The organism is Streptomyces sp. NPDC050703 (assembly GCF_040654435.1).
Taxonomy (GTDB): Bacteria; Actinomycetota; Actinomycetes; order Streptomycetales; family Streptomycetaceae; genus Streptomyces.
Genome location: NZ_JBFAHX010000050.1, coordinates 1 through 25,875, shown reverse-complemented (window position 1 = coordinate 25,875; position 25,875 = coordinate 1). Strand labels below are relative to the sequence as shown.

Sequence of the window (25,875 nt, the reverse complement as noted above, 5' to 3'; positions counted from 1 at the left end):
CGGCCCGGCGGGCGGCCTCACGCCTCCTTGGCGTTGCGGGCGAGGCCCAGCGCGTAGTCCGGCCACCACTGGCCGGCCTCCGGGCCGCCCCGGCAGGGACCGTCGGAGTCGCCGGGGCGCTTGATCCACAGGACGGCGTCGAGCAGCGGGTCGTCCGTGCGGTCGGTCGGCGGGGTGCCGAGGCCCCGGCCCGGCGGGTTGCACCAGGCGTCCTGCCGGTCGCCCGCCAGCGGGCCCCTGCCGTTGCGGCTGGTGTCCATGACGAAGTGCTTGCCGCCGACCGCCGCCGACAGCGTGCGCCCGTACGCCTTGGTGGTCGCGTCGCTCTGGAAGTTGGAGACGTTCAGCGAGAAGCCGTCGGCCCGGGCGACGCCCGCCTGCCGCAGCGGGTCGGCGAGCTTGTGCGCGTCGGTGATCCAGCCGGGGTTTCCCGCGTCGAGGTACACCTTGACGTCCGGCTGCCGCTTGAACCGCTGGATCGCCTCGGAGAGCAGCCGGTAGCGGTCCGAGTGGTACTCCTGCGGGGTGCAGCCGTCCACGATGTGCGGGATCGCGTCGGGTTCGAGGACGACCAGCGCGGGGGCGTCGCCGATGGCGTCGGCGAAGCTGTCCACCCAGCCCCGGTAGGCCTCGGCGCTGCCCGCGCCGCCCGCGGAGTGCTGGCCGCAGTCGCGGTGCGGGATGTTGTACGCGACGAGCACGGCCGTGCGGCCCTGCTTCGCCGCGCCCCGGGTGGCCGCCCTGACGCCGGACGCCGGGTCGTCGCCCGCGGGCCAGATGGCCATGGGCCGCTCGGAGATCCGCCGCAGCGCCTCCGCGTCCCGCTCGCGCCCCTCGCGCCGCCACTCCTCGACCTGGCGGGCCGCGGGGCTCTCGGGGTCGACCCAGAACGTGCCCGGCGGCGCCTTCGAGCCCTCGGCGGACGGGCTCGTGGCCGCCGCGGCGGCGCCCTCGGGCCGCGCGGCACCGGACTCGGCCCCGGGACCCGACGAGCAGCCGGCCGTGAGGCCGATGGCGGTGAGAGCCGTGAGTGCCGTGAACGTGGGGAGCAGCCGGTGCATCCAGACCCCTTGGGCGACGTGACGGGTGGCGTGAGCGAGCGATGTGAGCGGCGCCCCGAGCAGATGAAGTGAGTGGGCGGCGTGAGCGGGTGGCGTGATGGGCAGTCAGCCCGGCAATCGTTGCATATCGGTACATTGCATGCCGCGTGCCACACCGCCGCCCCACGGCGCGATGCCGGGGGACGGGCCCCTCGCCCGGCACCGGTGCCGGGCCGGTCTCCCGAATCGCGAGACGGGGCTGACCACCATATGACCGGCGGGTAAGGTCTTTGGCGTGCCGAAGCCGCTCAGCCTTGCCTTCGATCCCATCGCCCGCGCCGACGAGCTCTGGAAGCAGCGCTGGGGATCGGTGCCGGCCATGGGCGCGATCACCTCGATCATGCGCGCGCACCAGATCCTGCTCGCCGAGGTCGACGCCGTCGTCAAGCCGTACGGACTGACCTTCGCGCGCTACGAGGCGCTGGTGCTCCTCACCTTCTCGCAGGCCGGCGAGCTGCCGATGTCGAAGATCGGCGAGCGGCTCATGGTGCACCCCACCTCCGTCACCAACACCGTCGACCGCCTCGTGAGGTCCGGCCTCGTCGACAAGCGGCCGAACCCGAACGACGGGCGCGGCACGCTCGCCTCCATCACGGAGAAGGGCCGCGAGGTCGTCGAGGCCGCCACGCGGGAGCTGATGGCGATGGACTTCGGGCTCGGGGTGTACGACGCCGAGGAGTGCGCGGAGATCTTCGCGATGCTGCGGCCCCTGCGGATCGCCGCGCAGGACTTCGAGGAGAAGTAGGGCCGTCCGCTCCGTTCTGTCGGGGGCGGCGAAGATCGCGCGAGACGGGCCGTTACGCTCGTAGGCATGAAATCCAGCGTGCTGACCCGCTACCGGGTGATGGCCTATGTCACCGCCGTCATGCTCCTCATCCTGTGCGCCTGCATGGTGGCCAAGTACGGCTTCGGCACGGGTGAGGGTCTGACCCTGGTCGTCTCCCAGGTCCACGGTGTGCTGTACATCGTCTACCTGATCTTCGCCTTCGACCTGGGCTCCAAGGCGAAGTGGCCGTTCGGCAAGCTCCTGTGGCTGCTCGTCTCCGGGACCATCCCGACCGCCGCGTTCTTCGTCGAGCGCAGGGTCGTCCGCGAGGTGGAGCCGCTGATCACCGACGGCTCGCCGGTCGCCGCGAAGGCGTAGCCGCCCCCGACGACACCGCCACGGGCAACCCGTGGCGGTCAGCCATCGACTTTTACTAGGACGTCCTAGTAAATTCAGGGGTATGGACGCTGACGCGATCGAGGAAGGCCGCCGTCGCTGGCAGGCCCGTTACGACAAGGCCCGCAAGCGTGACGCGGACTTCACCACGCTCTCCGGCGACCCGGTCGACCCGGTCTACGGACCGCGGCCCGGCGACACGTACGACGGGTTCGAGCGGATCGGCTGGCCGGGGGAGTACCCCTTCACGCGCGGGCTCTACCCCACCGGGTACCGCGGCAGGACGTGGACCATCCGCCAGTTCGCGGGCTTCGGCAACGCCGAGCAGACGAACGAGCGCTACAAGATGATCCTGGCCAACGGCGGCGGCGGCCTCTCGGTCGCCTTCGACATGCCGACCCTCATGGGCCGCGACTCCGACGACCCGCGCTCGCTCGGCGAGGTCGGCCACTGCGGCGTCGCCATCGACTCCGCCGCCGACATGGAGGTCCTCTTCAAGGACATCCCGCTCGGCGACGTGACGACCTCCATGACGATCAGCGGGCCCGCCGTGCCCGTCTTCTGCATGTACCTGGTCGCCGCCGAGCGCCAGGGCGTCGACCCCGCCGTCCTCAACGGCACGCTCCAGACGGACATCTTCAAGGAGTACATCGCGCAGAAGGAGTGGCTCTTCCAGCCCGAGCCGCACCTGCGCCTCATCGGCGACCTGATGGAGCACTGCGCGCGCGACATCCCCGCGTACAAGCCGCTCTCCGTCTCCGGCTACCACATCCGCGAGGCGGGGGCGACGGCCGCGCAGGAGCTGGCCTACACCCTCGCGGACGGCTTCGGGTACGTGGAGCTGGGCCTCTCCCGCGGCCTCGACGTGGACGTCTTCGCGCCCGGCCTCTCCTTCTTCTTCGACGCGCACGTCGACTTCTTCGAGGAGATCGCGAAGTTCCGCGCGGCCCGCCGCATCTGGGCCCGCTGGCTGCGCGAGGAGTACGGCGCGCGGACCGACAAGGCCCAGTGGCTGCGCTTCCACACGCAGACCGCCGGCGTCTCGCTCACGGCCCAGCAGCCGTACAACAACGTCGTCCGTACGGCGGTGGAGGCGCTCGCCGCGGTGCTCGGCGGCACGAACTCCCTCCACACCAACGCCCTCGACGAGACCCTCGCCCTGCCCAGCGAGCAGGCCGCCGAGATCGCGCTGCGCACGCAGCAGGTGCTGATGGAGGAGACCGGCGTCGCCAACGTGGCGGACCCGCTGGGCGGCTCCTGGTACATCGAGCAGCTCACCGACCGCATCGAGGCCGACGCGGAGAAGATCTTCGAGCAGATCAAGGAGCGCGGCCGGCGCGCGTGCCCCGACGGGCAGCATCCGATCGGCCCGATCACGTCCGGCATCCTGCGGGGCATCGAGGACGGCTGGTTCACCGGCGAGATCGCCGAGTCCGCCTTCCGGTACCAGCAGTCCCTGGAGAAGGGCGACAAGCGGGTCGTCGGCGTCAACTGCCACGACGGTTCCGTCACCGGTGACCTGGAGATCCTGCGGGTCAGCCACGAGGTGGAGCGGGAGCAGGTCAAGGACCTCGCGGCCCGCAAGGCCGGCCGGGACGACGCACGCGTCCGTGCCTCGCTCGACGCGATGCTCGCGGCGGCACGTGACGGCTCCAACATGATCGCCCCCATGCTGGAGGCCGTCCGGGCCGAGGCCACCCTCGGGGAGATCTGCGGCGTACTCCGCGAGGAGTGGGGCGTGTACGTGGAGCCGCCGGGGTTCTGAGGGCACGGGGCTCCTGCGGCCGCGTCCCGAAGGGGCGCGGGGAACTGCGCGCTCGGCCCCCACCGGCCCGCGGCGAAAGAAGAACGGGGACGGGCGCCGCGGCCCCCAAGGGCCGCGGCGCAAAAAGGCAGGTTTAAGGCCCCCGCGCCAGGGCAGGCGCCCGCCCGGTCCACCGCCCCCTACCCTGGAGTAACCGTGACCTCGACCGGCCACGCCCGCACCGCCGCCGTCGCCATAGGAGCCGCCACCCTCACCGTCCTCGGCGCGCTCCTGGTGGGCGGCTCGGGCGAGGTCAGCGCGAGCCCGCCGCCCGAACCGAAGGTGCAGGACGACTTCGACTCGCTCGGCCCCGAGGTGCGGGCGGCCAGGCTCGCCGACGGGCGCACGGCACACTATTCGGACACGGGGAACGAGGACGGCCGCCCGGTCCTCTACATCGGCGGCACCGGCACCAGCGCCCGCGCCTCGCACATGACCGACTTCTTCCGCACCACCCGCGAGGACCTGGGCCTGCGGCTGATCTCCGTGGAGCGCAACGGCTTCGGCGACACGGAGTTCGACGCCGGGCTCGACAAGAGCGACTACGCCGAGGACGCCCTGGCCGTCATGGACCGCCTGAAGGTGAAGGACTTCACCGTGGTCGCCATCTCGGGCGGCGGACCGTACGCCGCCGAACTCGCCGCCAGGGCCCCCGAGCGCGTCTCGGCGCTCCACCTCGCCGCGGCCCTGCCGCCCTACGGCACCGAGCCCGCGTACTGCGGCATGAGCGACGAGGCGCTCGCCGACGCCGTGCGGGACCAGATCAGGGACCCGCGCACCTGGTGGGCGTTCCCGGACGACAGCCCCGTGAAGTCGGTACCGGGCTTCGCCGACACGGCGTACGAGGAGGGCGCGCGGACCTACAACCAGCGCGGCCAGCGGTCCGACCCGGCGCCCCAGGTCCACGAGCAGCGGCTGTACTGCGGGCGCCCCGGCCCCGACCTGTCGGAGCTGGACGCGCCCGTCTACCTCTACGGCGGCGAGAAGGACACCACCGTCCCGCCCGAGACCCTGAAGACCTGGCGGCGTGAGCTGCCCGAGGTGCGCAAGGTGCGGACGTACGCCGACTCCGGCCACGACGTGCAGTACCGGCACTGGGACCAGATCCTGGTCGACATGGCCGGGCACGACGACCGCACGGTCGTCTGCGAGGGCGGCGGCAAGGGCAAGGGCGGGCACACGCGCGTGCTCGTCGCCCGGGAGGCGGACCGCCTCCTCGGCAAGGGCCGCCCCACACTCGGCAGCTGCGCCTGGGCGCGCAAGTAGGGAGGCGCCCGCTCACTCCGGCGCGGCGGCCGCCGCCAAGCCGTCGAGCAGCAGCAGCGTGAAGCGGCGGGCCCACTCCTCGTCGACGGGTTCCGCGCTGACCAGCGCCCGGTGGACCACCGCACCGGCGATCACGTCGAAGATGAGGTCGGCCGTGCGGGCCGCCGAGGCGCCGTCCGGTTCCGCGGGGAGTTCGCCCCGCTCCTGGGCCCGCTCGCGCCCCGCGAGGACCAGCCGTTTCTGCCGGTCCACGATGGACGCCCTGATGCGGTGCCGCAGCGGCTCGTCCGTCGTGGACTCGGCGACGACCGCCATGAGGGCCGTCTTCGTCTCGGGCCGCCCGAGCAGCAGCGCGAACTGCAGGACCACGCCCTCGATGTCCGCGGCGAGGCTGCCCCTGTCCGGCAGCTCCAGCTCGTCGAAGAGCTCCGCCACCGCGTCCACGACCAGCTCGCTCTTGCCCGCCCAGCGCCGGTACAGCGTCGTCTTCGCGACCCCCGCCCGGGTGGCGACGGCGCCGAGCGTCAGCTTCGACCAGCCGAGTTCGACGAGGACCTGCCGGGTCGCCTCCAGGATCGCGGCGTCGGCGGCAGCGCTCCGCGGACGGCCGCCGGGACGGTGGGCAGGCGTGGGGGGACTCTGCATGCCCGCGACCATACCGGCCGGTACGAACTGGTTCGGGGAGCCGAGTGAGGGAGATCACCGAGGGCGTCTTCCCAGGTCCGCGGCGCGGCAGTTACGCTACGACCCGTAGCGAAAGCTGCCGGGCGGTGAGAGCCGCCGACGCGGCCACGGGCGAGAGCGCGGTGGACCGCGGCAGCATCGCGGCACGACCAGAGCGCGACCACGCACGACGCACGTACGACCCAAGGCGCGGGGTGGGGACCCCGGGCCGACCACCGGTCCTCCTCGGGACCTCGAAGCCGTGCCCCCCTGGCCCCCGTAATCCGGCGGGGAGTCACGGACGGGCACGGTTCGCCCACGGCTTGGGGGAGGATGTACTCATGCAGCCACGGAACATGTCCATGAGCGGAGTCGTCGACCTCGCCGCGGTGAAGGCGGCCCAGGAGGCCAAGGCGAAGGCGGAGCAGGCGCGCGCCGAAGCGGCGCGGCAGGGTGGGGGCGCGGCGGGCGCAGCGGTCTCCCCGTCGAGCCTGGTCATCGACGTCGACGAGGCGGGCTTCGAGCGCGAGGTCCTGCAGCGGTCCACCGAGGTCCCGGTCGTCATCGACTTCTGGGCCGAGTGGTGCGAGCCGTGCAAGCAGCTCGGCCCCCTCCTCGAACGGCTCGCGCAGGAGTACAACGGCCGTTTCCTCCTCGCCAAGATCGACGTCGACGCGAACCAGATGCTGATGCAGCAGTTCGGAATCCAGGGGATTCCGGCCGTCTTCGCGGTGGTCGCCGGGCAGGCCCTCCCCCTCTTCCAGGGCGCGGCCCCCGAGGCGCAGATCCGCCAGACCCTCGACCAGCTCATCCAGGTCGGCGAGGAGCGCTTCGGCCTGACCGGTCTCACGGTCGACCCCGCCGCCGGGGGCCAGGAGCCCGCCGCGGTGCAGGAGGCGCCCCCGGGCCCGTACGACGCGCTGCTCGAAGCGGCCGTCCAGGCGCTCGACGCGGGTGACCTCGCCGGTGCCGTCCGGGCGTACAAGAACGTGCTCAGCGACGACCCGGCCAACACCGAGGGCAAGCTCGGCCTCGCCCAGGCCGAACTGTTGCAGCGGGTCCAGGACCTCGACCCGCAGCAGGTCCGCAAGGAAGCGGCCGACAAGCCGGGCGACGTGCCGGCGCAGATCGCCGCCGCCGACCTGGACTTGGTGGGCGGCCACGTCGAGGACGCCTTCGGGCGGCTCATCGACACGGTGCGCCGCACGGCGGGCGACGACCGCGACAAGGCCCGCGTGCGCCTGCTCGAACTCTTCGAGGTGGTGGGCGGCGACGACCCGCGTGTGATCGCCTCGCGCACGGCCCTCGCCCGCGTCCTCTTCTGACGGGCTCGCGGCTGACCAGTCGCTAAACGCAGGGGCCTGTGACGCCGGAGTGAAGACTTCGCCCGCAGGGTCCGCAGTGGCCGCGCTTTACCAAAACTTGGTAAACGCGGCCACTGTTACTCCGAGTAAGACCCCAACTTTCTTCTGGGCTCTTTCGCCCGTACCTGTCCCGTTTCGCTCCCGCCACGTGAGGCACCGTCCGTGGCCGACCGGCACCGCACGGTCGCGGGCCGGTTATCCGGCCGTTACCAGCGAGTAACGAACCCCCTTGTGCGTCAGCCGAGAATGCACCACGATCGGCGACGCTCGGTCCGATGACCCGCAGCCTCGACAGCCACTCGGGGAGCGGCGTCCGAGGGTCCCCACCGAGCAGGCCGGTGACGCCGTCGCCGGTCTGGGACAGGGGGGTCTCTGCCGTCCCGGCAGGGCCTGTCCATCGGGTTGTGCGTGATGCGTCAGGCGCGACCAGTGGTTGTCGCTCGGGGGTGATCGCCGGTGATGTGTGGTGCGGTACGCGCCTCGAAACAGGCGCTCTCCTTCCCGAGGACGTAGCACTTCTCCCATCCCTGCCCGGCTGAGCCGCCCGAACGGGAGCAGTCAGGGCCGGAGATGTACGTCCGAGAAGGAGGAAAGTCATGGAGTCCGTGGCTCGTGGCGGAACCAGATGGAAGCGGTTCGCCGTGGTCATGGTGCCGAGCGTCGCGGCGACAGCCGCGATAGGCGTCGCCCTGTCCCAGGGTGCGCTCGCGGCATCGTTCAGTGTGTCCGGTCAGCAGTTCAAGGTGACTGCCAAGGAGCTCGACGGTACGGGATTCGTCCAGTACGGGGCGATGGACAGCGGCAAGTCGGGTAACCACCCGGTGGCCGTCGTCGGTCTCGAAGAGGCCACGATCACCAACCTCTGCCAGTCCGTGGTCGTGCCGGTCCCCGTCTTCGGCGACGTGTCGATGACCCTCAAGGCCGGCGGCAAGGGCAGTCCGAAGGTAGAGGCCAAGAAGCTCTACATCGACGCCGACGACCTGAAGGCCAACGCGACCTTCAACAAGGTCGACATCGGCGTCTCGGTCGACAGGACCACCAAGGGACCCGGTCCGGCCGCGAACGACAAGTACGTGCCGGACTCGTTCGCGCAGCAGGCGGAGTCGGTGAACTTCACCGACGTCAAGCAGCGCGCGTGGGCGACCACCGCCGGCACCTTCAAGCTCTCTGGCCTCGCGATGTCGGTCAAGAAGGGCAAGCACGAGTGCTACTAGGGCCATCGCTGCCCCGGTAGATCGTACGCAGTTCGGTACGCACTCGATGCGATGAACGGCCGGGCGCGGGGGCGCGACGGCATTCGACGACAGCCGTCCCCGTGCCCGAATCCGCACGACACACAGAACCAACGCCATTCCCGAGGAGCTGTACGACATGAGCGCCGAAGCGCAAGTGGGACTGGGCGACAAGCTCGGCCGGATGCGCCGATCGTTCCGAGGGTGGCGCGGCCGGCGCCCGTTCTGGGGTGGTCTGCTGACGCTGCTCGGCGGCATCCCGATCATGTACTTCCCGTACGCGAACCTCACGCTCGGCACGATGACGATCCGGATGGCGACCACCGCCGGCGCCGGATCGCTGATCATCGGGGTGCTGTTGGTCGTGCTCGGACTGACCATGTGGTTCCAGCCGCACTCCCGGGTCTTCGCGGGCGTCGCGGCGATCCTGCTCGCCCTGGTCTCCCTCGTGGTGTCCAACTTCGGCGGCTTCGTCATCGGTTTCCTGCTCGCCCTGATCGGCGGCGCCCTCGGCGTCTCCTGGGCGCCCGAGAGGCCTGCCGGTGAGCCCGCGAAGGGGCGCGGGACCCAGAGGCCCGGGGGCCCCGTGGACGGCGGGGTGCCCGAGGCGCCCGCCGCGGCGGCGGGTGGGGTGAGCGGCGCGCAGGACGATCTGTCAGGAACGAGCCCGACGAACGGGACGAACGGGAGGCACCGTGCCGGCTGACGAGGTGCACCACGAGAGCTCCGCGGGGGAGCCTCGTGCGAGAACCGGGCCGCGCCACGCGGCACCGAGGAAGCCGCTGCTGACCCGGCTGCAGGTGCCCGCGGGCAAGGTCATAGCCATCGCCGCCATGCCGACCGCGGTCCTGATGGGCATGGGCCTGACGCCGACGCTCGCGCAGGCGAAGCCCGGGGTCCCCGAGAACCCCTTCCAGGACGGCCCCTGTGTCACCGCGCCCGACAAGGACGCGGAGGACGAGGCTCCCGAGGAGGCGGCTCAGGACACCGCCGGGCAGGACGCCGGGGACGAGGCGTCCGACGGGGACAAGGACGAGCAGGGCGACACACGGGGCGAAGGGGAGCAGGGCGAGGGGACGCCCTCCGCGACCGCTTCGCCCTCCGCGGGCGACACGGCGGACGCGGGCGACACGGCGGACGAGGACAAGGACGCGGACGAGGACGAGCCGGCCGAGCGGCCGTCCGCCGACGGCGCGGACACCGAGGACGGGGCCGGCGAGCCCGAGCCCGCGGAGACCAGGAACCCCTGGGACCCGCTGGGCCTCGGCGACGCCCTGAAGGACGCGTTCACGCCCGACGACAAGGAGAAGGAGGAGGAGCAGCGGCAGGAGGAGCGGAAGGAGTCGGGGAACCCGGACCCCACGCCCTCCGACTCGGGTTCGGGCTCGGCCTCCGATTCCGGTTCCGGCTCCGATTCCGGGAAGACCACGCCCTCCGAGGACAAGGCGGAGGACGAGGCGGAGGACGAGTCGGGGGACAAGGCCACCGAGCCGGCCGAGGACACGGCCGGCGAGGTCGGCGACGGGCTGAAGAAGGGCGCGGACGGCGTCGCGGACGACGCGGGCAAGGCCGGGGACGCGGCGCGGGAAGCCGGGGACCGGGAAGGCGCCGAGGCCGACGACCCGATGGCGCCGGACGAGAACGGCAAGAAGCCCTTCCCGTGCGTGGTCGAGAAGAAGGTCGAGGGCAAGGGCGAGCAGACGCCCGTCCCGATCCCGAACCAGCCCTGGCACCTGGAAGCCAGCTCGCTGACGCTCAAGGGCGCCGACTACCAGGGCGTCGTGAACCTGACGATGCCCGACGGCAGGACGAAGCAGGCCCTGAAGTATGTGGTGCAGGGCACCGACATCGGCGATCTGCACCAGATCGTCGAGGGGCCGGGCGGCAAGAAGTACCACGTCGAGGCGGCCAAGGGCTCCACGTCCACCATCAGGGACGGGGAGACCACGATGTACACCGAGCGGATCTCGGGCAAGCTGTTCGGGCTCATCCCGATCACGTTCGACCCCGAGCACCCGCCGCCGCTCAACATTCCGCTGATCTACTTCACGGATGTGAAGGTGCAGCAGGCGGGCCAGTTCGGAGGGAACCTCACGATCCCCGGCCTGCACCAGTCGATCACCGACTGAGCCCCGGCCACCGGGAGCCGCGAAAGCGCCGAGGGCGCCCCCTCCAGCAGGGGGCGCCCTCGGCGTTCGTACGGGGGGTGTCCGGCGGCTCAGTCGCGGCCGTTGCCGCCCAGGTGGTGCACCCGCACCATGTTGGTGGTGCCGGGGACGCCGGGGGGCGAGCCCGCGGTGATGACGACCGTGTCGCCGTCGTTGAAGCGGTTGAGCTTGATCAGCTCGGCGTCGACGATCTCGACCATGGCGTCGGTGTTGTCGACGTGCGGCACGACGTAGGTGTCCACGCCCCAGCTCAGCGTGAGCTGGTTGCGGGTCGACTCGTCGGTGGTGAAGGCCAGGATCGGCTGGGCCGCGCGGTAGCGGGACAGCCGGCGGGCCGTGTCACCGGACTTGGTGAAGGCGACCAGGGCCTTGCCGCCGAGGAAGTCGGCGATCTCGGCGGCGGCACGGGCCACCGAACCGCCCTGCGTCCGCGGCTTCTTGCCGGGCACGAGCGGCTGGAGGCCCTTGGAGAGCAGCTCCTCCTCGGCCGCGGCGACGATCTTCGACATCGTCTTGACGGTCTCGATCGGGTACGCGCCGACGCTGGACTCGGCCGACAGCATGACCGCGTCCGCGCCGTCCAGGATCGCGTTGGCGACGTCGGAGGCCTCGGCGCGCGTGGGGCGCGAGTTGGTGATCATCGACTCCATCATCTGGGTCGCGACGATCACCGGCTTGGCGTTGCGGCGGCACATCTCCACGAGGCGCTTCTGCACCATCGGGACCTTTTCGAGCGGGTACTCGACGGCGAGGTCACCGCGGGCCACCATCACGGCGTCGAACGCCGCGACGACGCCCTCCATGTTGGCGACGGCCTGCGGCTTCTCCACCTTGGCGATGACGGGGACCCGGCGGCCCTCCTCGTCCATCACCTTGTGGACGTCCTTGACGTCGTCGGCGTCGCGCACGAAGGAGAGGGCGACCATGTCGCAGCCCATCCTCAGGGCGAAGCGGAGGTCCTCGATGTCCTTCTCGGACAGCGCGGGCACGTTCACGGCCGCGCCGGGCAGGTTGATGCCCTTGTGGTCGGAGATGACGCCGCCCTCGACGACGATCGTCTTCACGCGCGGTCCGTCGATCTCGACGACGCGCAGCTCGACGTTGCCGTCGTTGATCAGGATCTGGTCGCCCTTGGAGACGTCGCCGGGCAGGCCCTTGTAGGTGGTGCCGCAGATCGACTTGTCACCGGGCACGTCCTCGGTGGTGATGGTGAACTCGTCACCCCGCACCAGCTCGACGGGGCCCTCGGCGAAGGTCTCCAGGCGGATCTTCGGCCCCTGCAGGTCGGCGAGGACGCCGACGGCACGGCCGGTCTTCGCGGCGGCCGAGCGGACGCGGTCGTACCGCCCCTGGTGCTCGGCGTGCGTGCCGTGGCTGAAGTTGAAGCGGGCCACGTTCATGCCGGCCTCGATCAGCGAGACGAGCTGATCTTCGGAGTCGACGGCTGGGCCCAGCGTGCAGACGATTTTGGAACGGCGCATGGGGCGATCCTATCGGTTTGTTTCGCTACGGAATATTCCGTCTGGTGGAATCTACAAATGGGCGGAAGTGCGCTCAGGCGTTGCGGTCCCGGCCGATTTCCCGATTCACGCTTATGCCGGGTCACTGACCAGGGCGTAAGTCTGGTTCGCGATCTCCAGTTCCTCGTCCGTGGGAACGACGGCGACGGCCACGCGCGCGTATTCCGGCGATATCAGCCTGGCTTCGTCGGATCGTACGGAATTGAGTTCGCCGTCGACCGCGAGGCCCAGCTCCTCCAGGCCCGCCACGGCCGCCTCGCGCACCGGCGCCGCGTTCTCGCCGACGCCCGCGGTGAACACGACGGCGTCCACCCGGCCGAGCACGGCGTAATAGGCGCCTATGTACTTCTTCAGACGGTGGATGTAGATGTCGAAGGCGAGCGCGGCCTCCTGATCGCCCTCGTCGATCCTGCGCCGGATTTCCCGCATGTCGTTGTCGCCGCAGAGCCCGACGAGACCGCTCTTCTTGTTCAGCAGGTCGTCGATCTCGTCGATCCCCATTTCGCCCACCCGGACCAGGTGGAAGATGACCGCCGGGTCCATGTCGCCGGAACGGGTGCCCATCACGAGCCCTTCGAGCGGGGTGAGGCCCATGGAGGTGTCCACGCAGCGACCGCCCCGCACGGCCGACGCGGAGGCGCCGTTGCCCAGGTGCAGCACGATCACGTTGACGTCCTCGGGAGCCTTGCCGAGCAGCTCGGCGGTGGCGCGCGAGACGTAGGCGTGCGAGGTGCCGTGGAAGCCGTAGCGGCGCACGCGGTGCCGGTCGGCGGTGGCCACGTCCATCGCGTAGCGCGCGGCGGACTCCGGCATCGTCGTGTGGAAGGCGGTGTCGAAGACGGCGACCTGCGGCAGGTCGGGGCGGAGCGCCTGGGCGGTGCGGATGCCGGTGATGTTCGCCGGGTTGTGCAGCGGGGCGACCGGCACCAGGCGCTGGATCTCCTTCAGCACCTCGTCCGTCACCACGGTCGGCTCGGTGAACTTCAGGCCCCCGTGCACCACCCGGTGGCCGATCGCGGCCAGCTCGGGGGAGTCCAGGCCGAGGCCGTCGGCCGACAGCTCCGCGGCGACGGCCCGCAGCGCCGCGTCGTGGTCGGCGATCGGCTCCTCGCGCTCACGGGTCTCGGCGCCGTCGCCGGTCAGCGGCGTGTGCTTGAGCCGTGAGCCCGCCTCGCCGATCCGCTCGACCAGGCCGACGGCGAGCCGCGAGCGGTCGCGCATGTCGAGCAGCTGGTACTTCACCGACGAGGAGCCGGAGTTGAGGACGAGTACGCGGGTGGCGGTCACTGGTGAGGCGCTTCCTGTTCGGGGGTTCAGCGGGGGCCGGGCGTCTGTGCCTGGGCCTGGATCGCCGTGATGGCGACGGTGTTGACGATGTCCTGGACGAGCGCGCCCCGGGACAGGTCGTTCACCGGCTTGCGCAGGCCCTGCAGGACCGGGCCGACGGCGATGGCGCCGGCCGAGCGCTGCACGGCCTTGTAGGTGTTGTTCCCGGTGTTCAGGTCGGGGAAGATCAGCACGCTCGCCTGGCCGGCCACGTCCGATCCGGGCAGCTTGGTGGCGGCGACCGACGGCTCCACGGCGGCGTCGTACTGGATCGGCCCCTCCACCTTCAGATCGCTCCGGCTCGCGCGTACCCGCTCGGTCGCCTCGCGCACCTTGTCGACGTCGGCGCCCGAGCCCGACGTGCCCGTCGAGTACGAGAGCATCGCGATCCGCGGGTCCACACCGAACTGCTCGGCCGTGCCGGCCGCCTGCACGGCGATGTCGGCGAGTTGCGCCGCGTCCGGGTCGGGGTTCACGGCGCAGTCGCCGTACACGAGCACCTTGTCGGCCAGGCACATGAAGAACACCGAGGAGACGATCGAGGCTTCGGGCTTGGTCTTGATGATCTCGAAGGCCGGCCGGATCGTCGCGGCGGTGGAGTGCACGGAGCCGGAGACCATGCCGTCGGCGAGGCCCTCCTCGACCATCAGCGTGCCGAAGTAGTTCACGTCGGACACCACGTCGTACGCGAGTTCGGCGGTGACGCCCTTGTGGGCGCGCAGCTCGGCGTACTTCGCGGCGAAGCGATCCCGCAGCTCCGAGGTCTGCGGGTCGATCAGCTCGGAGTCGGCGAGGTCCACGCCGAGGTCGGCGGCCTTCTTGCGGATCTGCTCGACCGGGCCGAGCAGCGTCAGGTCGCAGACGCCCCGGCGCAGCAGGACGTCGGCGGCGCGCAGCACCCGCTCCTCGCAGCCCTCGGGCAGCACGACGCGGCGGCGGTCGGAGCGGGCCCGTTCCAGGAGCTTGTGCTCGAACATCATCGGCGTGAGGCGGTCACTGCTGGGCGCCGAGACGCGCTTCAGCAGGTCCGCGGTGTCGACGTACCGCTCGAAGAGGCCGAGGGCGGTCTCCGCCTTGCGGGGGGTCGCCGCGTTCAGCTTGCCCTCAAGGGCGAACAGCTCGCCCGCCGTGGGGAAGGAGCCGCCGGAGACGGCGATGACCGGGGTGCCGGGCGCGAGGCGGTCGGCGAGGGTGAGGATCTCCCTGCCCGGCTGTTCGTCCAGGGTCAGCAGGACGCCCGCGATGGGCGGCGTACCGGCGCTGTGCGCGGCGAGCGAGCCCACCACGAGGTCGGCGCGGTCGCCGGGGGTCACGACGAGGCAGCCCGGGGTCAGGGCCTTGAGGAACGTCGGCAGCATGGCGCCGCCGAAGACGAAGTCGAGGGCGTCACGGGCGAGCCCGGAGTCGTCGCCGAGCAGGACGCGCCCGCCGAGCGCGTGGGTGATCTGCGCGACCGTCGGCGCCGAGAGCGCGGGCTCGTCGGGCAGGACGTAGCTGGGCACGGGCAAATCGGGGGCGAGCAGCTCGTGGATCTCGTCGCGGTCGGCGGGGGCGACCCGGTTGGTGATCATCGCGATGATGTCGCAGCCGAGGCCCTCGTACGCCCGGTGGGCGTTGCGTGTCTCGGCGCGCACCGACTCGGCGGTCTGCTTCCTGCCGCCGACGACGGGGATCACGGAGGCCCCGAACTCGTTCGCGAGCCGGGCGTTGAGCGACAGCTCGTCGGGCAGCTGGGTGTCGGCGAAGTCGGTGCCGAGGACGAGCACCACCTCGTAGGCCGCGGCCACCGCGTGGAAGCGGTCCACGAGCCGGGACACGAGCTCGTCGGTGCCCTGCTCGGCCTGGAGCGCGGACGCCTCGTGGTAGTCCATGCCGTACACCGACGCGGCGTCCTGCGAGAGCCGGTAGCGGGCCCGCAGCAGTTCGAAGAGGCGGTCGGGTCCGTCGTGGACGAGCGGGCGGAAGACGCCGACCCGGTCGACCTGGCGCGTCAGGAGTTCCATGACTCCCAGTTCGACGACCTGGCGGCCGTCGCCGCGGTCGATCCCGGTCACGTACACGCTGCGCGTCACGCGTGCTCTCCCCTTCTTCGCTGCCCTGTGGGCCCTCCGGCGGTGCCCGGCCCGCCCTGCGGGCGCCCGGAACGGACCGCCGAGCGAGCTGGACAAATTACCCGATATCGCGGCTGTGCCCTCTTGACAATACCTCTGCGGCTGACTAGGCCGCCTGACGGACGGGTGCCCTGGCGGCAGGGCTCCATCCCTGTCGCACGAACATCCCTCGCACACAGGTGAGCGGCGTCCCCCCTCCGGCCGTGGAACAATCGGACCGGCTCACAAGTACCAGTAGCGAGCAGGAGACACAGCGCGATGCGTATCGGAATTCTCACCGCGGGCGGCGACTGCCCCGGCCTCAACGCAGTGATCCGGTCGGTCGTACACCGCGCCGTCACGCACTACGGCGACGAGGTCATCGGCTTCGAAGACGGCTACGCGGGCCTGCTCGACGGGCGCTACCGCGCCCTCGACCTGAACGCGGTCAGCGGCATCCTGGCCCGCGGCGGCACCATCCTCGGCTCGTCCCGCCTGGAGCGCGGCCGGTTCCGCGCGGCCTGCGACAACGCCAAGGACCTCATCGAGCGCAGCGGCTTCGACGCGCTCATCCCGATCGGCGGCGAGGGCACGCTCACCGCGGCGCGCATGCTCTCCGACGCGGGCGTGCCGGTGGTCGGCGTCCCGAAGACGATCGACAACGACATCTCCTCCACGGACCGCACCTTCGGCTTCGACACGGCCGTCGGCGTCGCCACCGAGGCCATGGACCGCCTCAAGACGACCGCCGAGTCCCACCAGCGCGTGATGGTCGTCGAGGTCATGGGCCGGCACGCGGGCTGGATCGCCCTGGAGTCCGGCATGGCGGGCGGCGCCCACGGCATCTGCCTGCCCGAGCGCCCCTTCGACCCCGCCGACCTGGTCAAGCTGGTCGAGGAGCGGTTCTCGCGCGGCAAGAAGTTCGCGGTGATCTGCGTGGCCGAGGGCGCGCACCCCCAGGAGGGCACCATGAACTACGGCGTGGGCGCGATCGACCAGTTCGGCCACGAGCGCTTCCAGGGCATCGGCACGGCCCTCGCCTACGAGCTGGAGAGCCGCCTCGGCAAGGAGGCCAAGCCGGTCATCCTCGGCCACGTCCAGCGCGGCGGCACCCCCACCGCGTACGACCGCGTCCTCGCGACGCGCTTCGGCTGGCACGCGGTGGAGGCCGCGCACCGCGGGGAGTACGGCAAGATGACGGCGCTGCGCGGCACGGACATCACGATGGTGCCGCTCGCCGAGGCGGTCACGGAGCTGAAGAGGGTGCCGAAGGACCGGATGGACGAGGCGGAGTCGGTCTTCTAGGCCCCGTGGCCCGTGCGCCCGGCGGGCCGGCCCCGGGTCACGGCCGTCCCCGGACGAGGGTCCAGAAGTGGTCGAGGACGCGCTCCAGATAGTCCCGGCCGGCCTCGCCGGACGCGTCGGGTCCGGGCCCCGAGCCCCAGCTCAGGGTCCGCGCCATGCGCGACTGGTAGTCCTCGTGCATCTGCCGCAGGGCGTCCTCCACGCGCCGCTTCTCCACGGGCAGCAGCTTGCTCACGGGGCGCACGTACCCCTGCCAGCGGGTGGTGACGGCGCTGCGCAGCAGTTCGGCGAGGGGCTCGGCGCGCCCGGTGACCTCGACGAAGTCGGGTGCGGCCAGCCCCAGGGCGCGGGCCAGGGCCTGGGACTGCCGTTCGTTGCCGCGCCAGGAGTTCGCCTCCTCCATCCGCAGGTACGCCCGGAGCTCGACCCCGGCCTGCCGGGCGACGTCCTCCGGGGCGAACCCGCGCGCGAGCCGGTGCTCCCGCAGGGTCCTCGCGGCGCTCATGAGGTCCCCGGGGGAGCACCAGAGCGTGGCCGCGAGCGCGGTGAGCTCGGCGGCGCTGGGCGCCAGCAGCCCGCGCTCCCAGGAGGCGACGGTGTCGGCGGTGACGTAGGTGAGCCCGTACCCCGCCCGCAGTCCGTGGGCGACGTGCCCGTGCGCCATGCCCAGCGCCTCGCGCAGACGGCGGGCGGCCGGGAAGTCGAAGGGCGGCGTGGGCTGCTGCGGTCGGCTCGGTTGCACGGGCACACGGTAGGCGCCGGGGGAGCCGGCGACTACGGTGTGTTCCTACGAGGTTGCGGATTGGTGGGAAGGTACGGGCTGTTCCGCCGCCGTCAGCCCTTCACGGCGCCGCCGAGCGCGAAGCCGCCGCCGAGGCGGCGGGAGATCAGGACGTACAGGAGGATCACCGGCGTCGAGTAGAGGAGGGAGAACGCGGCGAGCTGGCCGTAGACCACGGTGCCCTTGTTGCCGAAGAAGTCGTTGATGCTGACCGACGCCGGCATCTGCTCCGGGGTGAGCAGGAGCATGAAGGGGACGAAGAAGTTGCCCCACATCATGACGAAGGAGAAGACGGTCACCACCGCCACCCCGGGGCCCATCAGCGGCAGGACGATCCTCAGCAGGGACTGGAAGGACGACGCGCCGTCCGTCCACGCCGCCTCCTCCAGGTCCTTCGGCACGCCGTCCATGAAGTTCTTCATCAGCCAGATGGCGAACGGGAGTTGGGACGCGGCGAAGAAGAAGATCGTGCCCTGCATGGTGTCGATCAGGTCGACCCGCACGAAGAGGGCGTAGACCGGCACCATGATCGCGGTGATCGGCAGGCTCGTCGCGAACAGGATCGTCAGCATGAAGGGCCGGTTGAGGCGGGACCGGTAGCGGGAGAGGGGATAGGCGGCGAGGGCCGCGCAGACCACCGTGAGCAGGGTGCCGCCGCCGCAGAGCAGGAAGCTGTTCAGGAGCGGGGTGAAGGTGATCTCCGGGGTGAGGACCTTGTCGTAGTTGTCCAGGGTCAGGCCGTCCGGCAGCCGTACGCGCAGGTCCGCCTCCGGGTCGAAGGAGGACAGGACGACCCAGGCGAGGGGCAGCACGAACGCGCACGCCGCGACGAGGAGTCCCGCGTCGGCCGCGAGGCGGTGCCGCCTGCGGCGGGAGCGCGGGGTGCGGGGAGCCCTGGCGCTGCCGGCGCTCTTGGTGGCGGACACTCAGACCTCCGTACGCAGCAGGCGCATGTAGACGAGGGAGAAGAGCGAGCCGACGACGAGGAGGAGCAGGGCCACGGCGGTGCCGTAGCCGATCATGCTCTTCTGGAAGGCCTGCTCGTACATGAAGAGCGGCAGCGTCTGGCTGCGGTTGCCGGGGCCGCCGCGTGTCATCACCCAGATCAGACCGAAGACGGAGAGCGTCTGGAGGGTGTTGAGCATGAGGTTCGTGCCGATCGAGCGGCGGATCATCGGCAGCGTGATGTGCCACATGCGGCGCCAGCCGCCCGCGCCGTCGACCTCCGCGGCCTCGGTGACCTCCCGGGGGATCTCGTTGAGGGCCGCGGAGTACACCAGCATGGAGAACGCGGTGCCCCGCCAGACGTTGGCGAACGAGACGGCCAGGATCGGCAGCGTGAACAGCCAGTTCTGCGCGGGCAGGTGGAGGAAATCGAGGACCGCGTTCAGGGTGCCCTCGCGGCGGAAGAACGCGTACAGGAGGAAGCCCGCGACCACCTCCGGCAGGACCCACGCCGTGATGACGACGGCGCCCGTGGCCGTGCGCACCGGCTTCGACGCGCGCCGCATGAGCGAGGCGAGGGCGAGGCCGAGGATGTTCTGGCCGATCAGGGAGGACAGGACGGTGAAGACGAGGGTGAGCCAGACGGCGTTGAGGAACCGCTCGTCGCCGAACGCCTCGCGGAAGTTGTCGAACCCGATGAAGCTGGACTCCGCCTGGCCGGTCAACTGGAGGTCGGTGAAGGCGATGTACGCGCAGTAGCCGATCGGCCCGGCCAGGAAGAGCGCCAGGAGGATGACGGCGGGCGACACGGGCAGGGCCCTGAACAGGCCGCGCCGGGCGCGGGCGGCCGTGCGGCGGGTGGGCGGCGGCAGGTCGGGGCCCCGTGACGTCTTGACGACGCCACCCGGGCCCGCGGGGGGTGCGGTAGTCACGTACGGGCACTCACTCTCTGGTACCGGCACTCGTCGGCCTTTCGGCACCCACCGGGACCGGGCAGGGCGCTACTTCTCGATGACCTCGCCGTCCGTCGCCGATTCCACCTCTTCGTCGTATCCGCGCGCCGCCTCGGCCACCGAGGCGTCGCCGGTCGTCACCGACTCCATCGCCTCCTGGATGGCGGTGGAAACCTTCGGGTACGCGGGATACGCCGGCCGGTAGTGGGTCGAGGCGACCAGGTCGGTGAAGAACTCGATGCCGGGCTGCGCCTTCACGTACGACGGGTCGGCCGCGACGTCCTCGCGGACCGCGATGCCGGAGTTGGCCACGTACCACTTCTTGGCGTTGGCCTTCGTCTGCATGGTCTCGATGAACTCGAAGGCCAGGTCGGGGTTGTCCGCCTTGGCGGGGATCGCCCAGGTCCAGCCGCCGGACATGCTCACCTTGCCGGGGGCCCGGCCGTCTTGCGTCGGCATGTGCGCGAGGCCCAGCTTCTTCGACCACTCGGGCCACTCGTGGCCCGCGCCCTCGCCCCAGTCCTGCGGCAGCCAGGAGCCGTCGAGGTTGATGCCGAGCTTGTCCTCGGGCAGCAGTTCACCGCGGACGCGGGTGGGGAAGTTGGGGTCGAGGGCGTCCGAGACGTCGGGGCCGAGCTTCTCCTTGTAGACGGTCTCCACGAAGGCGAGGGAGTCCTTGAAGCCCTTGCTGCCCGTGACCCACTTCTTCGCCTCCGGGTCGTACAGCGGGTCCTTCCCCGTGCCGTACGCCAGCATCTCGAAGCCCTGCATGGACGCGGCCTCGCCGACGGGCTTGCCGGTGTAGACGTTCAGGGGGGTGACCCCGGGGACCTTCTTCTTGATGGTGCGGGCCGCGTCGAGGATGTCGTCCCAGGTCTTCGGCTGCCAGTCCGCGGGGAGCCCCGCCTTCTCGAAGATGGACCTGCTGAACCACAGGCCGCGCGTGTCGGTGCCGTCGGGCACCCCGTACGTCTTGCCGTCCGCCGCCTTCGCCGCCGTCTTGGCCGTGTCGATGAACTGGTCCCAGTCCTTCCACTTGGCCAGGTAGGGGTCGAGCGGCCTGAGGTAGCCGCTGGTGATGTCCGAGTTGATGAGGAAGGTGTCCTCGTAGACCAGGTCCGGCGCGGTCTTGGGGGAGCGCAGCATCTGCTGGAGCTTGGTGTAGTACTCGGAGTCCGGCGCCTTGATCGGCACCAGCTTGACCTTCTTGCCGGGGTGGGCCTTCTCGAACTGCTTCTTGATGTCCGCGAGATAGGTGTCCATGACCCTGACGTCGTTGTCCGTGGACTGCTTGAACGAGACCTTCACGGTGTCGGGGTCGTCGCCGGAGCCACCGCCGCACGCGGAGAGGGTGCCGGCGGTGAGCAGGGTGGCGGCGGCGAGGAGCAGTGGGCGGTGGGTGGGGCGCACGGGCACGACCTCCTACGGGCCGACGCGGCCGGGTCGCCGCGCGGGGCTCTGCCCGGTGAACGTAAGCGCGTGCTCCGAGCAAGGTCAATGCCCGTGCCGCCGCTTGGGGGCGCGCCGGTTCACTCCCCGGAGGGCCGCCAGCGGTACACCAGTTCGGGGCGTCCGACGTGGCCGTACTGGGGGCTCCGGGCGGCGCGCGCGGTGTCGACCAGGTGCTCCAGGTAGCGGCGGGCGGTGATGCGGGAGAGCCCCGCCGCCTCGGCCGCCGCGGTGGCGGTCAGGCCGTCGCCCGCGTCGCGCAGGGTGCGGACGACGCGCTCCAGGGTGGGGCCGCTGAGCCCCTTCGGCAGGGCGGCGGGGCCGGGGGCGCGCAGCGTGGCGAGGGCGCGGTCCACCTCGTCCTGGCCGGTGGCCTCGCCCTCGGCGGCGGCCGTGCGGAACTCCGCGTACCGGGTGAGGCGGTCGCGCAGGGTGGCGAAGGTGAAGGGCTTCAGGACGTACTGGACGACGCCGAGCGACACGCCCTCGCGGACCACGGCGAGGTCGCGGGCCGACGTCACCGCGATGACGTCCGTGGGGTGCCCGGTGGCGCGCAGCGAGCGGGCGAGCTGGAGCCCGTGCCCGTCGGGCAGGTGCAGGTCGAGCAGGATCAGGTCCACCTGGGTGCGTTCGAGGGTGCGGCGGGCCTCGGCGGCGGAGTGGGCGGGCCGCTCGATGGCCTCGAAGCCGGGCACGCGGTTGACGTAGAGGACGTGCGCGTCGGCGGCCACGGGGTCGTCCTCGACGACGAGTACGCGGATCACCGCACACCTCCCCGGGGACGGCCGCCGCCGGGCCCGCCGGTGCCGGGCCCCGGGCCCTGGTGGCTCCCGTGCCGGCGGGCGTCGCTTCCTTCCCCGGCCCGCGGGAGCGGGGCGCGGGGGTGGTCCGTCCGTGGACGGTCGCCGGGCGCCCCGTCCGCGGGCCCGCCCTCCGCCCCGGGTCTGTCCATGCCGCCGTCGTGCGCTCGCATCGCTCCGTCTCCGTCTCCGTCTCCGTCTCCGCCTCGCTCTTCGCCGTCTCCGCGGCCGGCCAAGGGGCCGGGGCCCTCCCCGGTGGCCCCGGGCGGGGCAGGCCGGCCGTACGCGGGGGCGCCCGTGCCAGGTGCCCGCAGGGTCACCTCGAACTCGGCTCCCCCCTCGGGGGACTCCCGTACCGCCAGGTCGCCGCCGTTCCTCGCCACCGTCTGGCGGACCAGGGCGAGGCCGAGGCCGCGGCCCGCCGCCTTGGTCGACCAGCCGCGTTCGAAGACCGCCTCCCGTTCGGCGGGGCTCACCCCGGGGCCCGTGTCGCCGACGCGCAGCAGGAGGCCGCGGCCGTCGGCGCGGGCCGTCACCGTGACGCGGGCGGACGGTGAGCCCTGGGCCGCGTCCACCGCGTTGTCGATGAGGTTGCCGAGGACGGTGACCAGGTCACGGGCGGAGAGGCCCGCGGGGAGCATGCCGTCGTCGATGCTGCTGTCGTCGGAGACGACGAGTTCGACCCCGCGCTCATTGGCCTGCGCGGCCTTGCCGAGGAGCAGCGCCGCGAGCACCGGCTCGCTCACCGCGGCCACCACCTGGTCGGTCAGCGCCTGGGCCAGTTCCAGTTCGGCGGTGGCGAAGTCGACGGCCTCGTCGGCGCGGCCCAGCTCGATGAGGGACACCACCGTGTGCAGCCGGTTGGCGGCCTCGTGGGCCTGCGAGCGCAGCGCCCGGGTGAAGCCCCGCTCCGAGTCCAGCTCGCCCGCGAGGGCCTGCAGCTCGGTGTGGTCCCTGAGGGTGACCACCGTGCCCCGGCGTTCGCCGCCCGTCACGGGCGAGGTGTTGACGACGACGAGGCGGTCGGCGGTCAGGTGCAGCTCGTCCACCCGCGGCTCGGAGGCCAGGAGCGCCCCCGTGAACGGCACGGGCAGCCCCAGCTCCGCGACGTTGCGCCCGACGGGGTCGCCCCGGACGCCCAGCAGCTCCCGGCCGCCGTCGTTGATGAGGGCGACCCGCCGCTGCCCGTCGAGCATCAGCAGCCCCTCGCGCACCGCGTGCAGCACCGCCTCGTGGTAGTCGTGCATGCGGCTCAGCTCGGTGGCGTTCATGCCGTGGGTGCTGCGCCGCAGCCGGGCGTTGATGACGTACGTGCCGATGCCGCCGATGACGAGCGCCGCCGCCGCGACACCGAGCAGCGCGAGGAGCTGGCCGCGCGCCTTGGCGGTGATCTCCTCGATGGTGATGCCGGCGCTGACGAGGCCGACGATCCGCCCCTCACCCGACTCGCCCGCCCTGATCGGCGTGACCACCCGCACGGACGGGCCGAGCGTGCCGGTGTAGGTCTCCGAGAAGGTCTTCCCGCGCAGCGCGTCCGCCGTGTGGCCGAGGAAGCGCTCGCCGATGCGCCGCTCGTCGGGGTGGGTCCAGCGGATGCCCCGCGGGTCCATGATCGTGACGAAGTCGACGCCGGTGTGCCGCTGCACCCGGGCGGCGTACGGCTGGAGCCGCGCCGACGGGTCGTCGCCCCCGATGGCCTCCCGTACGGAAGGGGAGTCCGCGACCGCGCGGGCGGCGGCGGTGGCCTGGTTGCGCGCGCCCTCCTCGGCCTGGTGCTTGTCGCTCAGATACGTGAAGAGCGCGCACCCCGCGACCACGGCGGTCACCAGCACGATCTGCATGGCGAAGAGCTGGCCCGCCAGGCTGCGCGGAAGGCGGCTGCGGCCGGTCGGGCGGGTGCGGGACATGGTGCAAGTCTGCCTCTTCGTACAAGTGATCGTATCGGCGCGGCGGGCCCCGCGTCGGCCCGGCGCCGCGGCGGACGTACGCCCGTGCCCGTGGGGTCCGCGGTGCGTGAGTGAACCGACGGTCGTACAAGTGCGAACTAAATGAACGCAAGCGTGACCGGGCCCACAGGGCGGGAGATAGTCGCCGGGATTCCCGGGACACCGATGAGCCATCGGTGAGGGCATCGCCGAGGTACCCCGCCCCAGGACGTGAGCCGCACGCACCGCAGGCGCCACCAGGCACCACGAACGCCGACGTCGTCGTTGAAGGAGGGCCCCGTGACCAGCACGGCCGACCCGCAGAAGGCACCCGCCGCGAAGCGGGACCGCACGCACTACCTCTACATCGCCGTCATCGGCGCCGTGCTGCTCGGCATCGCCGTCGGCTTCATCTGGCCGGACTTCGCCAAGGAGCTCAAGCCGGTCGGCACGGGCTTCGTCAACCTGATCAAGATGATGATCTCGCCGATCATCTTCTGCACGATCGTGCTCGGCGTCGGTTCGGTCCGCAAGGCCGCCAAGGTCGGCAAGGTCGGCGGCCTCGCGCTCGCCTACTTCATGGCGATGTCCGTCGTCGCGCTCGCCATCGGCCTCCTCGTCGGCAACATCCTGCACCCGGGTTCGGGCATGGACCTCACCGAGTCGGTGAAGGGCGCGGGCCACACGGCCGCCGACGAAGCGAACGAGGGCCTCGTCGACTTCGCGCTCGGCATCATCCCGAAGACGCTCGTCTCCGCCTTCACCGAGGGCGAGGTGCTCCAGACGCTGCTCGTGGCCCTGCTCGTGGGCTTCGCCCTGCAGGCCATGGGCCGCTCCGGCGAGCCCGTCCTGCGCGGCATCGAGCACATCCAGAAGCTCGTCTTCCGCGTGCTCGGCATGATCATGTGGGCCGCCCCGATCGGCGCGTTCGGCGCGATGGCCGCCGTCATCGGCGAGACCGGCGTGGACGCCCTGAAGGCGCTCGCCACGATCATGATCGGGTTCTACGTCACCTGCGCGCTGTTCATCGTGGTCGTGCTCGGCACCCTGGTCAGGGTCGTGACCGGGGTCAACCTCTTCAAGCTGCTCACGTACCTGGGCCGCGAGTTCCTGCTGATCCTCTCCACCTCCTCGTCGGAGTCCGCGCTGCCGCGGCTCATCGCGAAGATGGAGCACCTCGGGGTCAGCCGCCCGGTCGTCGGCATCACCGTCCCGACCGGCTACTCGTTCAACCTCGACGGCACCATGATCTACCTGACCATGGCCTCGCTCTTCATCGCCGACGCCATGGGCCAGCCGCTCGGCGTCGGGGAGCAGATCTCGCTGCTGCTCTTCATGATGATCGCGTCCAAGGGCGCGGCGGGCGTCTCCGGCTCGGGCATCGCGGTCCTCGCGAGCGGTCTGCAGTCCCACAAGCCCGCCCTCGTCGACGGTGTCGGCCTGATCATCGGCGTCGACCGCTTCATGAGCGAGGCCCGCGCCCTCACCAACTTCGCGGGCAACGCGGTGGCCACCCTGCTGATCGGCACCTGGACCAAGGAGGTCGACAAGGAGCGGGTCGCGGCGGTCCTCGCGGGCAAGCTGCCCTTCGACGAGCGGACGCTGATCGACGACGGGCACGGTCCCGGGCCGGTGGCCGCGCCGGAGCCCGCCGCCGCGCCGGAGCCGCGGGGCGAGGGGGAGAAGGAGCCGGCGAAGGTGTAGCCGGCCCCTCACCGGGTCACCGCGGGGCGCCGCCCGCGACGCAGCAGCCGATGCGCTGCCGTGCCGCGGGCGGCGTCCCGCTTTCTCCGTGCCCGGCGCGGCCGGGGCGTGTGTCGAAAGTCCCGCCCAGCAGTAGCGGGGCGACCCTCCGCCGTGCGATCGCACGCACCGGACGCCGCCGGACCCGCCCTCCGGGCGGACGACGCCACTTTCGAAGCACGGCCTAGGTGTATTGACCCGCAGGGTTGTTGACGCGGTTGATGGGCGGCTGGCCGCCGAGTGCGGTGTGGCAGCGGTGGTGGTTGTAGGTGTGGAGGA

21 protein-coding genes are annotated in these 25,875 nt (G+C 71.6%); 10 read left to right on the top strand and 11 right to left on the bottom strand.

What is annotated here, in order from left to right; genetic code table 11:
- Window positions 1-17: 17 nt before the first annotated feature.
- Window positions 18-1,061, bottom strand: coding sequence for a glycoside hydrolase family 6 protein (locus tag AB0I16_RS31165; protein ID WP_363252990.1), 1,044 nt, complete (start codon window positions 1,059-1,061; stop codon window positions 18-20).
- Between the two features lie 274 nt (window positions 1,062-1,335).
- Between AB0I16_RS31165 and AB0I16_RS31160 the strand changes: the two genes are divergently transcribed.
- The 4 genes from AB0I16_RS31160 to AB0I16_RS31145 all read left to right on the top strand — a co-directional run bounded on the left by AB0I16_RS31160 (window position 1,336) and on the right by AB0I16_RS31145 (window position 5,332).
- Window positions 1,336-1,845, top strand: coding sequence for a MarR family transcriptional regulator (locus AB0I16_RS31160; RefSeq protein WP_363252989.1), 510 nt, complete (start codon window positions 1,336-1,338; stop codon window positions 1,843-1,845).
- A 66-nt stretch (window positions 1,846-1,911) separates the two neighbouring features.
- Entirely contained in the window at window positions 1,912-2,244 is a 333-nt protein-coding gene (locus tag AB0I16_RS31155; protein WP_363252988.1) for a DUF3817 domain-containing protein, read from the top strand.
- A gap of 82 nt (window positions 2,245-2,326) precedes the next feature.
- Window positions 2,327-4,027 carry a methylmalonyl-CoA mutase family protein gene (locus AB0I16_RS31150; protein WP_363252987.1) on the top strand — a complete coding sequence of 567 codons (1,701 nt, stop codon included), beginning with the start codon at window positions 2,327-2,329 and terminating at the stop codon, window positions 4,025-4,027.
- Between the two features lie 195 nt (window positions 4,028-4,222).
- Window positions 4,223-5,332 carry an alpha/beta hydrolase gene (locus AB0I16_RS31145; protein ID WP_363252986.1) on the top strand — a complete coding sequence of 370 codons (1,110 nt, stop codon included), beginning with the start codon at window positions 4,223-4,225 and terminating at the stop codon, window positions 5,330-5,332.
- A 12-nt stretch (window positions 5,333-5,344) separates the two neighbouring features.
- Here AB0I16_RS31145 and AB0I16_RS31140 read toward each other — a convergent pair whose 3' ends face one another.
- A complete protein-coding gene (locus AB0I16_RS31140; protein ID WP_363252985.1) occupies window positions 5,345-5,977 on the bottom strand; it encodes a TetR/AcrR family transcriptional regulator in 633 nt (210 codons plus the stop codon).
- Window positions 5,978-6,336: 359 nt separating this feature from the next.
- Here AB0I16_RS31140 and AB0I16_RS31135 point away from each other — a divergent pair, with 359 nt between their 5' ends.
- The 4 genes from AB0I16_RS31135 (at window position 6,337) to AB0I16_RS31120 (ending at window position 10,720) form a co-directional block, all read left to right on the top strand.
- Window positions 6,337-7,320 carry a tetratricopeptide repeat protein gene (locus tag AB0I16_RS31135; protein ID WP_363252984.1) on the top strand — a complete coding sequence of 328 codons (984 nt, stop codon included), beginning with the start codon at window positions 6,337-6,339 and terminating at the stop codon, window positions 7,318-7,320.
- Window positions 7,321-7,955: 635 nt separating this feature from the next.
- Entirely contained in the window at window positions 7,956-8,573 is a 618-nt protein-coding gene (locus tag AB0I16_RS31130) for a DUF6230 family protein (RefSeq protein ID WP_363252983.1), read from the top strand.
- A gap of 157 nt (window positions 8,574-8,730) precedes the next feature.
- Window positions 8,731-9,297: a DUF6114 domain-containing protein gene (locus AB0I16_RS31125; RefSeq protein WP_363252982.1), complete on the top strand. Its 567-nt coding sequence runs from the start codon at window positions 8,731-8,733 to the stop codon at window positions 9,295-9,297.
- Window positions 9,287-10,720, top strand: a complete 1,434-nt coding sequence (locus AB0I16_RS31120; RefSeq protein ID WP_363252981.1) for a hypothetical protein — start codon at window positions 9,287-9,289, stop codon at window positions 10,718-10,720. The genes AB0I16_RS31125 and AB0I16_RS31120 overlap by 11 nt, the downstream gene beginning before the upstream one ends.
- 89 nt (window positions 10,721-10,809) lie before the next feature.
- Here AB0I16_RS31120 and pyk read toward each other — a convergent pair whose 3' ends face one another.
- From pyk to pta, 3 genes are all read right to left on the bottom strand, one after another.
- Window positions 10,810-12,240, bottom strand: coding sequence for a pyruvate kinase (pyk, locus tag AB0I16_RS31115; protein ID WP_363252980.1), 1,431 nt, complete (start codon window positions 12,238-12,240; stop codon window positions 10,810-10,812).
- Window positions 12,241-12,351: 111 nt separating this feature from the next.
- Window positions 12,352-13,566 (bottom strand): acetate kinase, encoded by a 1,215-nt coding sequence (locus tag AB0I16_RS31110; RefSeq protein ID WP_363252979.1) that lies wholly within the window; start codon window positions 13,564-13,566, stop codon window positions 12,352-12,354.
- 26 nt (window positions 13,567-13,592) lie between these two features.
- Complete coding sequence (gene pta / locus AB0I16_RS31105) at window positions 13,593-15,677, bottom strand: phosphate acetyltransferase (RefSeq protein ID WP_363252978.1); 2,085 nt, start codon at window positions 15,675-15,677, stop codon at window positions 13,593-13,595.
- A gap of 297 nt (window positions 15,678-15,974) precedes the next feature.
- Here pta and AB0I16_RS31100 point away from each other — a divergent pair, with 297 nt between their 5' ends.
- A complete protein-coding gene (locus AB0I16_RS31100) occupies window positions 15,975-17,000 on the top strand; it encodes an ATP-dependent 6-phosphofructokinase (protein WP_363252977.1) in 1,026 nt (341 codons plus the stop codon).
- A gap of 37 nt (window positions 17,001-17,037) precedes the next feature.
- Here the strand turns inward: AB0I16_RS31100 and AB0I16_RS31095 are convergent, their stop codons facing one another.
- The 6 genes from AB0I16_RS31095 to AB0I16_RS31070 form a co-directional block, all read right to left on the bottom strand.
- The gene (locus AB0I16_RS31095) at window positions 17,038-17,664 is read right to left on the bottom strand and encodes an XRE family transcriptional regulator (protein WP_363253011.1); all 627 of its coding nucleotides are present in this window, start codon (window positions 17,662-17,664) and stop codon (window positions 17,038-17,040) included.
- 170 nt (window positions 17,665-17,834) lie between these two features.
- A complete protein-coding gene (locus tag AB0I16_RS31090; protein WP_363252976.1) occupies window positions 17,835-18,707 on the bottom strand; it encodes a carbohydrate ABC transporter permease in 873 nt (290 codons plus the stop codon).
- A complete protein-coding gene (locus AB0I16_RS31085; protein WP_363253010.1) occupies window positions 18,708-19,598 on the bottom strand; it encodes a sugar ABC transporter permease in 891 nt (296 codons plus the stop codon). It lies immediately after the preceding gene.
- 129 nt (window positions 19,599-19,727) lie between these two features.
- Window positions 19,728-21,089, bottom strand: a complete 1,362-nt coding sequence (locus AB0I16_RS31080; RefSeq protein WP_363252975.1) for an extracellular solute-binding protein — start codon at window positions 21,087-21,089, stop codon at window positions 19,728-19,730.
- A 119-nt stretch (window positions 21,090-21,208) separates the two neighbouring features.
- Complete coding sequence (locus AB0I16_RS31075) at window positions 21,209-21,892, bottom strand: response regulator (protein ID WP_363252974.1); 684 nt, start codon at window positions 21,890-21,892, stop codon at window positions 21,209-21,211.
- Complete coding sequence (locus tag AB0I16_RS31070) at window positions 21,889-23,835, bottom strand: sensor histidine kinase (protein ID WP_363252973.1); 1,947 nt, start codon at window positions 23,833-23,835, stop codon at window positions 21,889-21,891. The genes AB0I16_RS31075 and AB0I16_RS31070 overlap by 4 nt, the downstream gene beginning before the upstream one ends.
- A gap of 318 nt (window positions 23,836-24,153) precedes the next feature.
- Between AB0I16_RS31070 and AB0I16_RS31065 the strand changes: the two genes are divergently transcribed.
- A complete protein-coding gene (locus AB0I16_RS31065) occupies window positions 24,154-25,557 on the top strand; it encodes a cation:dicarboxylase symporter family transporter (RefSeq protein ID WP_363252972.1) in 1,404 nt (467 codons plus the stop codon).
- Window positions 25,558-25,875 lie beyond the last annotated feature (318 nt).

What these genes read in the sequence shown, in the direction of transcription:
- AB0I16_RS31165 (WP_363252990.1), bottom strand. Translation starts at nt 1,061, where the DNA reads ATGCACCGGCTGCTCCCCACGTTCACGGCACTCACGGCTCTCACCGCC.
- AB0I16_RS31155 (WP_363252988.1), top strand. Translation starts at nt 1,912, where the DNA reads ATGAAATCCAGCGTGCTGACCCGCTACCGGGTGATGGCCTATGTCACC.
- AB0I16_RS31150 (WP_363252987.1), top strand. Translation starts at nt 2,327, where the DNA reads ATGGACGCTGACGCGATCGAGGAAGGCCGCCGTCGCTGGCAGGCCCGT.
- AB0I16_RS31140 (WP_363252985.1), bottom strand. Translation starts at nt 5,977, where the DNA reads ATGCAGAGTCCCCCCACGCCTGCCCACCGTCCCGGCGGCCGTCCGCGG.
- AB0I16_RS31135 (WP_363252984.1), top strand. Translation starts at nt 6,337, where the DNA reads ATGCAGCCACGGAACATGTCCATGAGCGGAGTCGTCGACCTCGCCGCG.
- AB0I16_RS31130 (WP_363252983.1), top strand. Translation starts at nt 7,956, where the DNA reads ATGGAGTCCGTGGCTCGTGGCGGAACCAGATGGAAGCGGTTCGCCGTG.
- AB0I16_RS31125 (WP_363252982.1), top strand. Translation starts at nt 8,731, where the DNA reads ATGAGCGCCGAAGCGCAAGTGGGACTGGGCGACAAGCTCGGCCGGATG.
- pyk (WP_363252980.1), bottom strand. Translation starts at nt 12,240, where the DNA reads ATGCGCCGTTCCAAAATCGTCTGCACGCTGGGCCCAGCCGTCGACTCC.
- AB0I16_RS31100 (WP_363252977.1), top strand. Translation starts at nt 15,975, where the DNA reads ATGCGTATCGGAATTCTCACCGCGGGCGGCGACTGCCCCGGCCTCAAC.
- AB0I16_RS31095 (WP_363253011.1), bottom strand. Translation starts at nt 17,664, where the DNA reads ATGGCGCACGGGCACGTCGCCCACGGACTGCGGGCGGGGTACGGGCTC.
- AB0I16_RS31070 (WP_363252973.1), bottom strand. Translation starts at nt 23,835, where the DNA reads ATGTCCCGCACCCGCCCGACCGGCCGCAGCCGCCTTCCGCGCAGCCTG.